Here is a 13,753-nt window from a genome sequence, read left to right on the forward strand (position 1 = left end):
GGAAAATTCACCCCGTAGCGAAGTGCCACTTCCCATAGCCGTTTCTGCACCGCTAGCAAAGCATCACCACAACCGTCATGTCCTTCAAGTTCTTCGTTGCCCACACCCGGATATTGTAGGATGGTCGCAATTAACAGGATTAACCGTTCAAAAGCCAGTTGGTCGGAATAGGGATGAAGGGTTGGTTTCTTCGGCATTACCGTAAATCCTTGAAATAAATGAGAAATGGGGCTTTCAGATGCTAACAGAGAAAATTGTTCGCTGTCTTGAAAAAGCCAATATTAAAAAATAATCAAAATAAATGCTGAAAGTTAATCTAGCTAATCGTTTCAGCCAATAAAACTTTTTGTCTTGAATGTAGTCTTTTCTTCAATATTCAACAAAGACCTAGCCTAAGATAGCAAGTGTAGACGAGAGGCAACAAACCGATGAGCGACAAATCCAACTCCGGGAACAGAAAGTTCGAGTTGAAGTGTCCCCTGACCAAAGAACAGCAGCAAACTGTTAAGAAAGTTGCCGATACCGTAGATAAACATAAGCAGATTTGTAAAAAAGTAAATCCGTTCTACTAGAGAACTAATATTTTCTGGTTTATCAGTGAAAACCGAGGGGTGAGTTGTATCAAATTATCTCTTGGAAAGTAGGAAATATCAGTAATTTCCACATTGTAGTGTGGGTGCAAATGTTGGTAGTTTAGAAGAAGAAAAACTTACGGAGCAAAAGCTTATCTCTGAAAGCAGAAAACTCACTTCGCATTTGAGCTTCCTTGTCCCAAAGTTTTAGAAAGTATTTATTCAATTTTTAAACTCATTGAGGTCATCTTATCGTGTCAGCATACTGGCAAGCCAAAATCTGGGGTCTACTTCATGACCCCGCTCTGAAAAATTGCCTTGTATTCTCCTTCACTTGTCAATTAGGTTCCATCTATGACTGAATTCACAGCTATTAGCTTTGCACCTGTTCAGGGCTTTATTGAAAAGTCGCGCAAGCTTCGAGACTTATTTGGAGCTTCACTAATTCTGTCTTATCTAAGTTACAAGCTTGTAGATAAAGCTCATACACTAAATTTAGATATCATTTCGCCCGGTTTAATTAGTGTTCAAAAAGGAATGCCAAATCGCATACTAACTCAAGGTAAGTTTTCTCGAAATGACGTAAAAAATACTATTCAATACGAATGGAGAAAAATCTTAGAAAAATGTCGAGTTTGGATAGAAGAAAAAATACCTGCTCAAGAAAAATACTATTGGGAACTTGAATGGATGCGATGTGGTTTATACAGTTGGGAGATATTTTGGGGATATGGAGAATCTATAGAAGATGCAATGAAAGATTTAGAAACTCGTAAATTGCGGCGAGATTGGACTGCTATTAATTGGATTGGAGATAGTTCTAGTTTAACGGGTTCTGAGGCAATTGCCTGGCCACGTTTAGGTTTTGAAGATTCTAATCCAGGGAGACAACTATCAGATATAGAAAAAGCTGAACTTAAGGATTTCTATCAGCGTCTCTCCTGTGTTTTAGAGAACCTTCCTCCAGATGGCAAGCCTGAAGGAAAATTTCTGGCACCTAATGAAAGATTGAGCATTCTCGAATTAGTTAAGCGATTAGTAACTCGTGAGGATATTGCTAAAAGCCTTGATATGGAAACTTTGCCCAAAAAAGGGAATGAACAAGGATTTAGCGATTTGATTAGGATGCCAGAAGAAGGAGTTGGACAGTGGACTGGTTGGTTTATGGGAGATGGCGATAAAGTAGGCAAAAAACTTCAAGAAATCGCTACAAAAGAGGGAGATAAAGGTTTAAAAAAATTCAGTGAAGCCATACGAAATTGGGGAAAAGAATTTATGAATAATTTCCCACAAGAAAAAGGGCGCGTTGTTTATGCAGGTGGCGATGATTTCTTAGGAATAATTTACAGTAGCAAACCTGAAAAGCAACCGGAGCCTATAGAGGCATTAGATTGGTTAATGGGATTACCTGAAGAATGGAAAAAGCATGGCCAAGATATTAACTTAAGTGTAGGTTTTGTTTGGGCTGGTCACAGTGTCCCGCAGCGAGATGTACTTCAACACTGTCGAGAAGCAGAAAAAAAAGCGAAAAACTTAGGGCGCAATCGGGTCACAATTCGGGTAGTTTTTAATAGTGGTCAGTATGTAGAATGGACTTGTCCTTGGGATTATTTACACATTTTAAAACAGTATTGTGATCGCAATGGTAAAACTTATCATCAATGGTTATCCAAAGACAAAGATCCAAAATTTTTACCGAATTGGACTCATGTTTATAATGATTTAGCTCAACTAAAAGCCCGTCATGCTATTAGTTTTAACTATAAGGAAGATAACCCAGATGACCGATTGGCTTTATCTCTCTTTCAACTTTATTTTCAAGAGCGGGATAATTTAGAACAAAATTGGAAACACATTGTCGGAGATTACCAAAATTCAGAACAGTCTAAACAAATTATTTACTGGATTAGCGACTTAATTAATGTGGGATGGCAGCTATGTTCAAATATATCATCACTATAAGTCCTTTAGGATTTATGTACGGTAGTGCTGGTGGGTTTTTATCACCTGAAAACTTGGTTGGACGTTCTGGTGCTAAGTTTCCTCCAGAAGCCGCTACTCTATCCGGTTTATTTTTCAGTGCCAATAAAGTTCAGTCTTATACTTCTCAAGAAGAACTTAGACATAATCTATTTGTTGCTGGACCATTCTGGGCTAAATCTGACGATCCAGAATACTTTTACTTGCCCATTCCTTGGCATAAAATCATTGCTAAAAAAGGCGTGGATGAATGGAAAATTGCATCAGGAAAGTGGACTCGTGAATCTGAAGATTTAGACCCAGATTATCGCTGGCAAACAGTTAATTCCTGGGAAGATAAGCCTGCTATCATTAAAAAAAATGGTGATGTTGCCGATATTCCTTGGAAATACGTTCCTATCTTGCATCCCAGAACCAAAGATGACGAGCGCTGTACTTTAGCTAAAGATGGTTTATTTCTGGAAAATTCTGTGCAGATGGATGATGGGTATTGTCTAGTTTATCTCTCAACTCATTCTTTAGCAGAGGGTTGGTATCGCTTTGGTGGTGAAAATCATTTGGTTGAAATAAACAGTATTGAATTACTTGATGACAGTCCGATCACAGAACTTCTGCGTCAGCCAATTCAGAAAGCGTTTGCTTTAATTACGCCTGGAGTTTGGGGTTCTAACAAATTTTCATGGCGCTATCCCAAAAATGAAGATTTCTCTAAAAAACGACCTGAGATGCTGACAGATAGACCAATAGCTTATCGCTACCGTACCAAAGGGCAAATGGGACGGGGACGCTATGCAGTCCCGCCTGGAACTGTTTATCTTCTTAGAGAACCTTTAGGTAAAACTTGGTGGGAATTTCCCGAAGATTGGTTTCCCAAAGAAGGTTTTAACCTGAAACAAGTTGGATGCGGCTTGTGTTTGCCAATTGAAATTTAAGGAGTTGAGTAATGTACAAGAAAGCTTACGGTATTATTGAAACTATTGCTCCTGTTCATGTAGGTGCAACGGCAGGTGAAGAAAGCGGGAACTTAAATTTAATTTTTCGTGATCAATTTACCCAGACTGGCATTATTCCTGGTAGCTCGATTCGAGGAAGATTGCGGTCAGAAGTGTATCGTACTTTCGGAGAAGCTGAAGCTAACAAGTGGTATGGGAAAGAAGCTGAAAGAGGAAAACCAGACAGCACCACTGAGTCTTTAGTTAAGTTTGAATATGCTTCACTGCTATGGTTGCCAGTGTTTTGTCCAGGTCAACCTATTGTTTGGGTAACTTGTCCTCGTTTGTTAAAACGTTATCAGCGAATTGCGGGAGACTATGTGACTTTAGAAGATGGCAAGCTACTCAAAACAGCAAAACTACCAGCTAATTATACAGGTTCTCAAGCCTTAAAACCTCTGGACGTAAATGGTAAACCAAAGCTATTTTTCAATTTTGGCTTTTTAACAATTGACAAAACTGAGGATTTATCTACTTGGTTTCCTTTAGGAGAAGAATTGCCTGCTGTTGTCGTTGCTGATGATGAAATTGCCATGATTCACGATATGGCATTATATCGTCAGAGTCGAGTTGCCCTAGATAAAGAAGAGAAGAAAGCAAAGAAAGGTGCATTCTTCAATACGGAAGCCTTGCCAGAAGGGAGTATTTTAGTATTTCCAATTGCTCTCAAAGAAAGTCAAGAGAAATGGCAACCTCTTAATAAATCTGCTAGTGGAGATATTTATCTTGGTGGTTTAGAGTCAATTGGCTTTGGTCATTGTTATCTAACTTTAAAGGAGGTATAATTTATGGGTTGGGAATCTTTCAATTTAGACCAGCAAGCTCACGATTTAGTTCTCAAATACCGCGACAAGAAAGATGCTCGAAATCAAGCATACAAAATGCGTGTTGCTGTTGCTTACGGTTTAGAGCGATTTTGGGGAGAACAATTTCGGTTAGTTAAGGAGAAAGATAAAGCCGATTATTGGCAAGATACTTGGAAAGCGCTAGTAAAAGTTATGGAAAATGCTGGCGTTACCATTCCCAATGATGATGTCAGTTATGACGATACAGCAGCTATTAAAGTTATGGCAAATAAATTGTGGGATTTTCCCATAGAACAGCGCAAAGTTGCTATAGCTGTGCTGACTGAACTTTGTGACAGTATGGTTTGGTGGACTCAACGGTATAAGCCTACTAATGTTAACAGCAATTCTGGAGATGAAGAAGATGAGTGATAGCGATCGCGTTCCTTTAATGTTTCAGTCTCAATTAGAAGGAAGGGGAAAAATCCAATACGCAGGTGATGCTGGCCCAGTTTCTCAGTGGGTAGAACAATGGTTAGAAGGCTGCCCTCCCATCCCTGAAAGTGCCGATGAAAGTATTCCTATTTGGAAGCGAGGTAGAACTAAATCACCCGTAAAAATGCCTGAATTTGGAAAGGGAGTAGAAACAAAACAATACACAATTAGCTGGCGGTTAGTGACAAATTGTGGACAGGATGAAGACATAATTCGGCCCATAATTGGTGCGAAAGGTTTACCCTTTTATCCTGGTTCTGCCATGAAAGGAGCTTTCTGGCGAGTTTGTCCTCAAGAAAAGCGAGAAGATTATTGTGGAGGAGAAGTAAAACAAGACGGACAAAAAACTACAAAACCGGGGATTTTGCGCTTTCACGGTGGCATTCCCTCTGATATGTACTGGGCAGAAAAACAGCGTTTAATTGATGTTGTTCACTCTCAGCAAAAGCGCCAAGTGATGGAGAATGCTGTTACCAGTGCTAACGTGCAAATCTCGCTTTATCAATGCCAATTAAAATTTGGTATCTCTAGTAATACAGCGCTTAATAAAAAAGAATGGGATGATATTTGGCAAATTTGGGAAAAAGCTTTAGGGCAAGGAATTGGTTCTAGAGTAAGTGCAGGTTACGGTCGCATGGTAGAGGTAGAAAGCACAGATCGAGTGTTGCTTTCTGTCAATTTGAGTGGTTATGGATTAAGATCCCAACTGCTGAATAAAACCCCAGAATTTCGACCCAATATGTTTAAAGCTGCCCTACGGGGGCATACTTTGCGGTTGTTGGCGGGGGTTACTGATGCCAATACAGCACAACTATTAACAAAAAAACTTTGGGGAGGAATTTCTGAAAGACGGGATGATATACAGGCAATTGTAGGGCAGTTAGGAGTTAATTTTACTGCTGAGGAGCTTGATTTTGGCGAACACCGATATAAGCCAAACGCTAACAAAGTCGTAATCATGCCAACTTATGATTTACAAGCTGGAACGTTAGATTTACTATGGTTAAATAATACCTACCCTGAGAAGGTGTTAAAAAGGTTTGTCACATACTTAATTAAATTTTCTTTATTACTCGGTGGTTTTGGCAAATCGTGGCGACGAGTTAACCATAACTTATTTTTCCCAGAATATTTTAACAAAGGGGACAAACCAGCAATCGGCTGTCACTGGGAGTTTAACAACAGTTCAAATAATTTGTATGTCACGGCAGCTACTGATGACCTAAAAAATATTGCTAAATTTCTGGCAGAGGGTCGGGAGAGAGCAATAGAATGGTTGAAAGTTAATAAGTTAAAACCGAATTGTTACATTACTGATTGGCGCGAAGTTTGGCATCCAGAAAAGGTCGAAGTGTGGGGAAGAATTGCTGAGAACAACAAAAGCAGCAAGGCAATTCATTGGTTTCATGGCTCCTACTCAGGAAGTCAGTCTATTAAACAAACGAGTTTAACAGGAAAACTCAATAAGATTGGTTGTATTTGGCATCGAATGTATCCTCGCTATGTCAAAACTAAAGCTGGAGAATTGAAGCAAAAAAGGCAAGAGTATGTGGAATTGCTGACGATTTTCCCTGATGAATCGGCATCAACTAAAACTTTTCTTGAATATTTGCATACTACTAACGAATTTATAAAACTTTCACCAACAAAAGAATAATTATGAATATTTGGATTGTCACAACTGGCAGCAGCGATGTGAAGCTGAAAACTGATGAAAACTGGGGGACTCTCTTTAGAAAAGTAAGAGGTCAATTTAATAAACGTCAGTTTCTACCTACAAGACCCCCACATACGGATGATGATGAACCTTTTATCGTACCAGCTAGAGCGATGGGTATAGTTTATGGAACGCAGTTAACAGAGGAATATTATGAGGATTTGCATTTTCCATTGCTAGATGCTTTTTCAAGCAAGCTTTTAGAGAAAGGTAAAACATATCCTGATAGAATCATCGTTATTTTGACGAATCAGGAAGTAGTTGTTGATAAGGAAGACAGGAAAATAGAGAAAAGCCCGTATTGGCAGGATACTTGCACTCTCAAGCCGATATTTGCAGAATATTTTCAGAAAAACTTTCCAAGAGTTAAATCGATTGATTATTTAGAGTTGAAACCTAAATCAAAAGATGAGGGATTAGATAATTGGGATAAAGCACTGTTGCTAGTTCAGCAAGCTTTGTCTAGTTTAGATGTTGATAAAAGTGCAATTGTCTATGTTAGTCATCAGGCGGGAACTCCAGCTATTTCTTCGGCTGTTCAATTTCAAAGTTTAGCAAAGTTTGGTAAGAAAGTTGAATTCTTAGTCAGCAAGGAATTTGAACAAGAATTAAAGAAAAAGGCAGAGATAATAGAAAGTTCTACTTATTTACAGGGAATGCAAGTTCAAGAAGCAAAAGCTCTGTTAAAGCGTTATGATTATTTGGGGGTAAAGCGTATTTTAAAACCTTACTGGCAGTCCGATCCACTATCGCTAGAAATCCGTGATTTATTAGCAATGGCTGTACAGTGGAACTTTGCTGAATTTGAAGAATTTGGTAAGGCAAGGGGAGAAGTTGCAAAAGACCGTTTAAATAACTGGTGGTGGACTGGTTATGAAGCTGCTTATTTAGGAGTAATTCGTTTAAGACAGGGAAACACTATTGAGGCTTTATTTCACAGCTTTCGGGCTGTAGAAGGGTTGATTAAAGAATGGGCATTAGACAAATATAAAACTCAAATTAGATACTCTAATCGCAATCAACCGAATACAGCATATATCCATGATGCAAATCTACCTCCAAATTTACGAGCTTGGTTCAATGAAAATAAAAATGATTATAATAACGTAGGTTTGTTTGGTAAATCTTTATTTGCTTTACTAAAAGTATCTTTACAAAATCAATGGAATCAAAACCAAGATATTCAAGTTGTTGCTAGTAATACAATAGATGAAAGGAATTTTACTTTTCATTCCTTGCGTGGTTTGCAGGAAGAAGATGTATTTCAGGCTTGGAAGACAAATAGTAGAGAAAAGTGGGAATCACGAGTTTTAGGTTGTTTAAATTTTGTTTCTGAACAAAACTTTGTTTCATTAAAATCAGCGAGTTTGATGAATCAAGTACATAAGGAATTGGTGGATGCAATTGAGCGTTATGAACTTCAAACTTTAAGAAAATTGTCCTAATATCCTACTCGCTTTGTAGAAACAATGCTAATGGTTTGTCCTTCAAACTGGCAAATTTCTGAACAAAGTCTGGTTGAGTCCCTCTACAACTGGGGTTTAACTGTTCTCAAGTCCGACTCCGCATTGAATTAAGAAGATGGTAAGATTAAGGATAGCCAAGAAGTAAAACAACCAGTTCGTAATAGTTAAATTGAAAAAAAATACAAAATCCTAATTTTTCCTGTTGATTGAAAAAATGAAGGGTTTAAAGGTTGAAAAGTTTACAGAGTAGGGATTTTACAAAATAATTCTTGTGTGTTAAACTTAAATCGACACACCTCGACAGATAGCTGAAAAGCCTATTCTTTCGCTGACCTGCGTCGATGCCTTACCTGGTAGTTGTTTGAGGTCTGTATTAATTACGATTTCAAACGTATTACAAGTTAAAGTTTTGGGGGTGCGTCGATTTGTAGTCTGAAACCCGCGCCCAGTAAGGCTCCTCAGACGAACTCTTCCCACTCGCTGGGAAATCTAATTGAATGGAAACTGTAACTCCTCATTCCCAGAACTGGATTCCCCGTAAATCCTTCCCACTCGCTGGGAAATCTAATTGAATGGAAACGTTAAAATCCCCAATTTCTTGAGAAAAGTTTACGGGACTGCTTCCCACTCGCTGGGAAATCTAATTGAATGGAAACATTAGTGTGTCATGAGGAGCGTAGACAAGGGTATCCTTCCCACTCGCTGGGAAATCTAATTGAATGGAAACTTAATCAGCGTTTCACCGTGGTTCTTTGAAAATACTTCCCACTCGCTGGGAAATCTAATTGAATGGAAACCAAGCCTATGTTGGTCAAAATGAAACCGTCATAGCATGACTTTTTCTTCCCACTCGCTGGGAAATCTAATTGAATGGAAACGAAACAATCATAGGTTTCCAAGGAGAAGCATGGTTCTTGGAACTTCCCACTCGCTGGGAAATCTAATTGAATGGAAACTATCTGACTAGCATCAACTGAAAATCATTCGTTGTTTCGTTCTTCCCACTCGCTGGGAAATCTAATTGAATGGAAAGTTGCAACCAAAAAGGGAGAGAATAAACATCTCTCCTAAATTTTTATGAATGTATTAATTTGGAATTAAGTTGTTTTAAAAGGGACTTTAACCAACTGCTGTAACTTGCGTATCAATTTAATCGATGTTAAACCTAACTAAAGCTCAATCGTTAAAGCCTTAGACCCATGAATGAAAAAATCCGCATTAGATTAACATCCTACGACCACACCGTTGTTAACAATGAAATTGAAGTTCTAGAAACCTTTGAAGCTTCTGAAGTTTATACTCTAGGAAATAGAGCGCCGATTGCAGTTGTTCAAGATCCGGTGAGTTTTTCTGAAACTGGAGAAGTCTTGAGTGAATTTCCAGTATTTTATAACCCAAGCTTTGAATCAAGAGTTTTTTAAAAGCTTATCAATCTCTAGTAAACTTATTCAATCAATATTAAGACAATGGAATCAGTTGCATACATTATTCTCTATAACGCCAATCTTTCAGGAGTTAAAGTTTTACAAAACTTCTCTGCTGACAAAACGAGTCTTGAGAGTACCGAATCAAGCACTAATATGGGTTCATTGTCCGCTCCAGGTGGAACAATATCAATAGGACAAACTCCGATTTCAGAGTTAGACTCTATATTTCTTCCAAGCGATAATTTCTTATGGGGTTTCTAAATCAGTTAGAAAAGTTTTTGTTCTGCGCGAATAAGAAATACTGTGGAGATTCAGCCAATAAAAAAGCCCCGGCAATGGGACTATCATTTGATTTCTTGATGAGGGTAAAACCTACTTGGAAAAGCGACGCCGCAGAATACCAGCACCAATAATTCCCAAACCTATTAAAGTTGCATTTGCTGTGGGTTCGGGGACGGCTTGGGGAGTCTCGACGGAGAATTCTATGGGAACTTCACCCACCAGAATACCGCTGAGATTACTGGGATTGAACGTGCTAGTTTCGATAAAACTGGCTTCACCGTCAGCACCCTCAAATACACCCTCGCCGCCAACAATAGTAACTCGCCCCCGATTGTCGGCGATGCCTTCGGTGGGGCTAAAAATGTTAAAAATGGCAAAAGTATCTGAGAAACCCAACAATACATTATCGGTTTCGTCACCGGAATAAATGTCTGAAAACTCCGGAGTTGGTAAATCCAGATTAAAGTCATTTGGATTGGCTCGAGTAATAATCAGTTGGCTGAGGGGTATGGGTTCTCCGGTTACGGGATTGGGAGCGGACTCCAATGTTATCCCCAGACTAAAGCCACCCGAGGTAAAGCTAGTTAATCCAAACGGGGGATCGGATTCTTGACTCACACCGCCGCCAGATATGAATATGAAAGATGGGTTTTCGATTACCGAGGGGAAATCCTCCGGTAAGGCGGCTTGAAAATCTGGCGGTAACTCGTCGAGCAGCGGCGCTATGTTAACCGAATCCGGCGGCACGACATCGGGAAAAGCAATTTCGAGGGGGACAAAGTTGAATTCGGTGTCGTAGGTGATGCTAAAGTCAAAAGTTTCTGCCGTTGCTTTGGGGATATTAAGCCCGAAACTGGCTAACATGACAATTGCAGAAACAATTCCCGTAGTGTTCAGACGGAAGCTCATTTTTTACTCCTTATAAAATCAATAGAGTTTCAACACGCCGTCTTTAAAATAACTGCATCTCTCCCCGTCGATCTAATTTTCCGAAAGCTTTATCAAATCTTTACAAGACTCCTTCACAAAACTGGAGTAAATGTAAAGCTCTCACCCCGATTCAAGCTCCTAAATCTTTATAGAAAAATGCTCTCTGCCCCAACGTAAAAACTCAACAGCGAGTGCAGTTAATTTATAATCCGGTTCCACCAAATAGTTAACACAAAAAAACCCCGGCACTGCCGAGGCTCTCATTCTTATAAAGGAATCAATTATTGATCCGCTTCGTTCAGTTGAGGCTGTTCAACATTAGTCAAACTTACTTTCACCACACGGTTAACAGTTTCGGGAGCTTTGGGCATGGTTAAGGTTAGAACACCGTCGGCGTAGTCCGCTTTTACTTCGGTATGTGCGATCGCTTCGGGCAAATTCACAACCCGACGAAACTCACCAGCCGGAAATTCGGAGTAAAGATATTTGTGACCTTCATCCAGTTCGGGACGGTTGGTTTTACCGGAGATGGCGATCGCTTTCTTGGCTGCTTCAATGTTGAGTGCTTCGCTATCCAAACCGGGGAGGAACGCTCTGAGAACGTAGCTGTCGGGAGTTTCTTGCAGTTCAATTGCCGGAGTCCAACGGGAGGTTACTTGGGAGTTTAAAACCCGGTCAAATTCACGTTGCATTCTTTCCATTTCAGCAAAGGGATTGTAAGCTAACATCATATTAATTGCTCTCCTTTAATGTGGAATAAATGAATAACTATTGATTACATTCACTATGATGCAACAACAATTTAGCAGGTGAAATTGGAGAGAACCGTACCGCAATAGATTATTTTCCTCACCCTTAAAAACCGTTGATAAAATGCAGAAAACCGAACAATTGATTGAGGTAAACTAGAATTAATGCCCCGAATTGATGACTGCTACATTTGCCGTTACTACGCCTGGGACTTCCATTTAGTCTGTGCTGTTCATCCAACTGGGCCGGATGATGAAACCTGTGATGATTTTGAACGTGACCCTGAAACCGAAGCCATACTCTACAAAGACTTTCTTGGATTGGGTGAATCTATTGAAATAGATGGAATAATCAATAATCCCTGGCATTGTGACCCCCGAAGAAAATTGGGCGCCGCCAGAGACAAAGTATGTTGATGGGGAGTTAGTGTTTGTGGAGGAGAATTAGGTGCCACTCATTTGTGCGACTATTTATCAAGAATGGATTTAGGTATATTAAAAATGCGTTGAGATATTACATTATGCCTAGTTACTTAGCTCCTCTAATTGCAACTTTAATGCTGACAAGTGTTGGATGTTCGTTACGCACTCAAAGTTCATCTCCAACTTCTACCCCTTCTTCAGAGATAGCTCCAATTTCTTCTCCTGACCCTAGACCCAGAATCACCGAGTCTGACTATCCAATGGTGCTACCGTCAGGTCAAGTTGACTACAGTAGACTAAAAACTCTCTTATCACAAGAAAAATGGCGAGAAGCTGATGAAGAAACCTGGCAAGTGATGCTCATAGCTGCGGGACAGGCTAATCTTGCAATCGACGAAAATTTCATCGTTAGATTTCCTTGTAAAGATCTCAAGACTATTGATAAACTTTGGATTAAGCACTCAAACGGTCATTTTGGTTTCAGCGTCCAAAAGCGCATTTGGGAAAGTCTTGGTGGGCCTGCCAACTCAGAGAAAATTACCTACGAAACCTCTATTGACTTACTAGAGCGTTTTCTTGAGCGCGTACCATGGGATTATGACAACACAGAAGTTGATTTGTCATCTCCAGAAGGATATCTGCCTTTTGTCGGATTTCGAGGTATAGCCTTTGCTGGAGGAGATTGGTGGATTTTTTCTCTAATGCAAAGACTAGAAACCTGTAAAATGCCTTCACCTCCCAACGATCAAGTCTTTACCCGGATTGAACCTCCTGGGGCTACTAACAGAATGAAAGAGAGTGAAGCCAAGCAGTATATCAGCGCGATTAATAAAGCACAGGAAGTTTATTACTCAGAAAAAAACCGATTTGGGACAAGCATTGGAGAATTAGGAATTGGAATCAAAGCCGAAACCGAAAATTATACTTATCAGATTGTCGTGGGAGCAGACCAACGAAACGCAATAGCAACGGCAACATCAAAACACTCGGACTTAACCAGTTTTACTGCGGTTATATTTGTTGTGAATCAAAACGACTCAGAGACTACCGTTACTCAAATTTGTGAAACAGAAGAACCTTCAAAGCTTCCGCCCCCGACTCCGAAACGTCCAACAGCTAATGATGAAATTCAATGTCCATCTGGTTCCCGTTCGCTGTAGGAAAGAAATTATTGTGAACTTTGTTTATTCTTAATTTCAGAAGCCCATCCAGTTGTCCATGTAGCTCCAAAAATAGTTCCATCATTACCATTACCCGAGTAATCCCTAACTAAATTGCCAGAACCTTCATTAAAAGACCAATAACTCAGCAGTCCTGATTCATTTCCCTGAATAGATTGCAGTAGTTCTGACTGTATCTCTGCATCACCTAATGCTCGATTCCAAATACTGACTTCATCAATTTTTCCTTTGAAATGTGTAGCAGATGAATTAGCCCTATCCCAACCAATTAAGAGAGGCTGTGAAGAAGCAATATTGTAGTTTTCAAGTATAGACCTTGTAAAAGATACAATGATTTTTCCATCGGCAAAATAGGTAAGATTATTTCCTTTTTTACGGGCGACAAAGTGATGCCATTGATTATCAAGAAGGTTCGGCTGATTCGGATAGTCAATCCAATTTGTCTGATTATATTGAACAAAAGGAATTTTATTCTGGCTTCCTCTCCAACGACCATGAAACCCAAAGAGAAATCCATTTTGTTCATTAGCACGATTAGACAGAATTTGAGGATGAAGACGTTGTTCACTTTCTAAAGCATAGACCATTGCTGAAAACGTAAAATCACCACTACCAATTGTGTTAATCGTATTATGGTTTTGAATCTGAACATAGTCATCAACTCCATCAAACAAGAGTGCAAAACTTGTTGTTTGATTAGGCGTAGAAATAGCGAAGCTGACACGAACCGCAAAGTAGCAAGTCAAACATCTTC

At 39.5% G+C, this 13,753-nt stretch carries 15 protein-coding genes and 1 CRISPR repeat array; of the genes, 11 read left to right on the forward strand and 4 right to left on the reverse strand.

Features of this window, described 5'->3' with window-relative positions; translation table 11 throughout:
• Nucleotides 1-22 precede the first annotated feature (22 nt).
• Nucleotides 23-205 (forward strand): hypothetical protein, encoded by a 183-nt coding sequence (locus tag L8106_RS33680; protein ID WP_232228487.1) that lies wholly within the window; start codon nt 23-25, stop codon nt 203-205.
• Nucleotides 206-392: 187 nt separating this feature from the next.
• Here the strand turns inward: L8106_RS33680 and L8106_RS32215 are convergent, their stop codons facing one another.
• Nucleotides 393-536: a hypothetical protein gene (locus tag L8106_RS32215; RefSeq protein WP_156803683.1), complete on the reverse strand. Its 144-nt coding sequence runs from the start codon at nt 534-536 to the stop codon at nt 393-395.
• 390 nt (nt 537-926) lie between these two features.
• Here L8106_RS32215 and L8106_RS14660 point away from each other — a divergent pair, with 390 nt between their 5' ends.
• From L8106_RS14660 to L8106_RS14695, 8 genes are all read left to right on the forward strand, one after another.
• Nucleotides 927-2,534, forward strand: coding sequence for a type III-B CRISPR-associated protein Cas10/Cmr2 (locus L8106_RS14660; RefSeq protein ID WP_009785116.1), 1,608 nt, complete (start codon nt 927-929; stop codon nt 2,532-2,534).
• Nucleotides 2,510-3,484, forward strand: coding sequence for a hypothetical protein (locus tag L8106_RS14665; protein ID WP_009785117.1), 975 nt, complete (start codon nt 2,510-2,512; stop codon nt 3,482-3,484). Before L8106_RS14660 ends, L8106_RS14665 begins: the two co-directional genes overlap by 25 nt.
• An 11-nt stretch (nt 3,485-3,495) precedes the next feature.
• Nucleotides 3,496-4,329 carry a type III-B CRISPR module RAMP protein Cmr4 gene (gene cmr4, locus L8106_RS14670; RefSeq protein WP_009785118.1) on the forward strand — a complete coding sequence of 278 codons (834 nt, stop codon included), beginning with the start codon at nt 3,496-3,498 and terminating at the stop codon, nt 4,327-4,329.
• 3 nt (nt 4,330-4,332) lie between these two features.
• The gene (locus L8106_RS14675; RefSeq protein ID WP_009785119.1) at nt 4,333-4,761 is read left to right on the forward strand and encodes a hypothetical protein; all 429 of its coding nucleotides are present in this window, start codon (nt 4,333-4,335) and stop codon (nt 4,759-4,761) included.
• A complete protein-coding gene (locus tag L8106_RS14680) occupies nt 4,745-6,481 on the forward strand; it encodes a hypothetical protein (RefSeq protein ID WP_232228489.1) in 1,737 nt (578 codons plus the stop codon). The genes L8106_RS14675 and L8106_RS14680 overlap by 17 nt, the downstream gene beginning before the upstream one ends.
• A gap of 2 nt (nt 6,482-6,483) precedes the next feature.
• Nucleotides 6,484-7,986 (forward strand): hypothetical protein, encoded by a 1,503-nt coding sequence (locus tag L8106_RS14685; protein ID WP_009785121.1) that lies wholly within the window; start codon nt 6,484-6,486, stop codon nt 7,984-7,986.
• 490 nt (nt 7,987-8,476) lie between these two features.
• Nucleotides 8,477-9,040: a CRISPR direct-repeat array (repeat unit 36 nt; unit sequence CTTCCCACTCGCTGGGAAATCTAATTGAATGGAAAC).
• Nucleotides 9,041-9,206: 166 nt separating this feature from the next.
• Complete coding sequence (locus L8106_RS14690) at nt 9,207-9,428, forward strand: hypothetical protein (protein WP_009785122.1); 222 nt, start codon at nt 9,207-9,209, stop codon at nt 9,426-9,428.
• A 45-nt stretch (nt 9,429-9,473) separates the two neighbouring features.
• Nucleotides 9,474-9,695, forward strand: coding sequence for a hypothetical protein (locus tag L8106_RS14695; protein ID WP_039896375.1), 222 nt, complete (start codon nt 9,474-9,476; stop codon nt 9,693-9,695).
• 111 nt (nt 9,696-9,806) lie between these two features.
• On the opposite strand, the gene L8106_RS29635 is transcribed toward L8106_RS14695, so the two are convergent.
• Both L8106_RS29635 and L8106_RS14705 read right to left on the reverse strand, forming a co-directional pair.
• On the reverse strand, nt 9,807-10,625 hold the full coding sequence (locus tag L8106_RS29635) for a hypothetical protein (protein ID WP_009785123.1): 819 nt from the start codon (nt 10,623-10,625) through the stop codon (nt 9,807-9,809).
• A gap of 302 nt (nt 10,626-10,927) precedes the next feature.
• Nucleotides 10,928-11,377, reverse strand: coding sequence for an Hsp20/alpha crystallin family protein (locus tag L8106_RS14705; RefSeq protein WP_009785124.1), 450 nt, complete (start codon nt 11,375-11,377; stop codon nt 10,928-10,930).
• Between the two features lie 183 nt (nt 11,378-11,560).
• Between L8106_RS14705 and L8106_RS14710 the strand changes: the two genes are divergently transcribed.
• Nucleotides 11,561-11,812 (forward strand): hypothetical protein, encoded by a 252-nt coding sequence (locus L8106_RS14710; protein ID WP_009785125.1) that lies wholly within the window; start codon nt 11,561-11,563, stop codon nt 11,810-11,812.
• A gap of 104 nt (nt 11,813-11,916) precedes the next feature.
• Nucleotides 11,917-12,978: a type IV pilin-like G/H family protein gene (locus L8106_RS29640; protein WP_009785126.1), complete on the forward strand. Its 1,062-nt coding sequence runs from the start codon at nt 11,917-11,919 to the stop codon at nt 12,976-12,978.
• 8 nt (nt 12,979-12,986) lie between these two features.
• Here L8106_RS29640 and L8106_RS14725 read toward each other — a convergent pair whose 3' ends face one another.
• On the reverse strand, nt 12,987-13,745 hold the full coding sequence (locus L8106_RS14725) for a LamG domain-containing protein (protein ID WP_009785127.1): 759 nt from the start codon (nt 13,743-13,745) through the stop codon (nt 12,987-12,989).
• Nucleotides 13,746-13,753: the final 8 nt, after the last annotated feature.

Origin of the sequence: Lyngbya sp. PCC 8106 (genome assembly GCF_000169095.1) — a bacterium.
Classification (GTDB): domain Bacteria; phylum Cyanobacteriota; class Cyanobacteriia; order Cyanobacteriales; family Microcoleaceae; genus Capilliphycus.

Excerpts from the sequence above, each read along its gene's own strand:
- L8106_RS14690 (WP_009785122.1), top strand. The coding sequence starts at position 9,207 with ATGAATGAAAAAATCCGCATTAGATTAACATCCTACGACCACACCGTT.
- L8106_RS32215 (WP_156803683.1), bottom strand. The coding sequence starts at position 536 with ATGTTTATCTACGGTATCGGCAACTTTCTTAACAGTTTGCTGCTGTTC.
- L8106_RS14705 (WP_009785124.1), bottom strand. The coding sequence starts at position 11,377 with ATGATGTTAGCTTACAATCCCTTTGCTGAAATGGAAAGAATGCAACGT.
- L8106_RS14710 (WP_009785125.1), top strand. The coding sequence starts at position 11,561 with ATGCCCCGAATTGATGACTGCTACATTTGCCGTTACTACGCCTGGGAC.
- L8106_RS29635 (WP_009785123.1), bottom strand. The coding sequence starts at position 10,625 with ATGAGCTTCCGTCTGAACACTACGGGAATTGTTTCTGCAATTGTCATG.
- L8106_RS14660 (WP_009785116.1), top strand. The coding sequence starts at position 927 with ATGACTGAATTCACAGCTATTAGCTTTGCACCTGTTCAGGGCTTTATT.
- cmr4 (WP_009785118.1), top strand. The coding sequence starts at position 3,496 with ATGTACAAGAAAGCTTACGGTATTATTGAAACTATTGCTCCTGTTCAT.
- L8106_RS14675 (WP_009785119.1), top strand. The coding sequence starts at position 4,333 with ATGGGTTGGGAATCTTTCAATTTAGACCAGCAAGCTCACGATTTAGTT.
- L8106_RS14685 (WP_009785121.1), top strand. The coding sequence starts at position 6,484 with ATGAATATTTGGATTGTCACAACTGGCAGCAGCGATGTGAAGCTGAAA.
- L8106_RS14680 (WP_232228489.1), top strand. The coding sequence starts at position 4,745 with ATGAAGAAGATGAGTGATAGCGATCGCGTTCCTTTAATGTTTCAGTCT.
- L8106_RS14665 (WP_009785117.1), top strand. The coding sequence starts at position 2,510 with ATGTTCAAATATATCATCACTATAAGTCCTTTAGGATTTATGTACGGT.
- L8106_RS14695 (WP_039896375.1), top strand. The coding sequence starts at position 9,474 with ATGGAATCAGTTGCATACATTATTCTCTATAACGCCAATCTTTCAGGA.
- L8106_RS29640 (WP_009785126.1), top strand. The coding sequence starts at position 11,917 with ATGCCTAGTTACTTAGCTCCTCTAATTGCAACTTTAATGCTGACAAGT.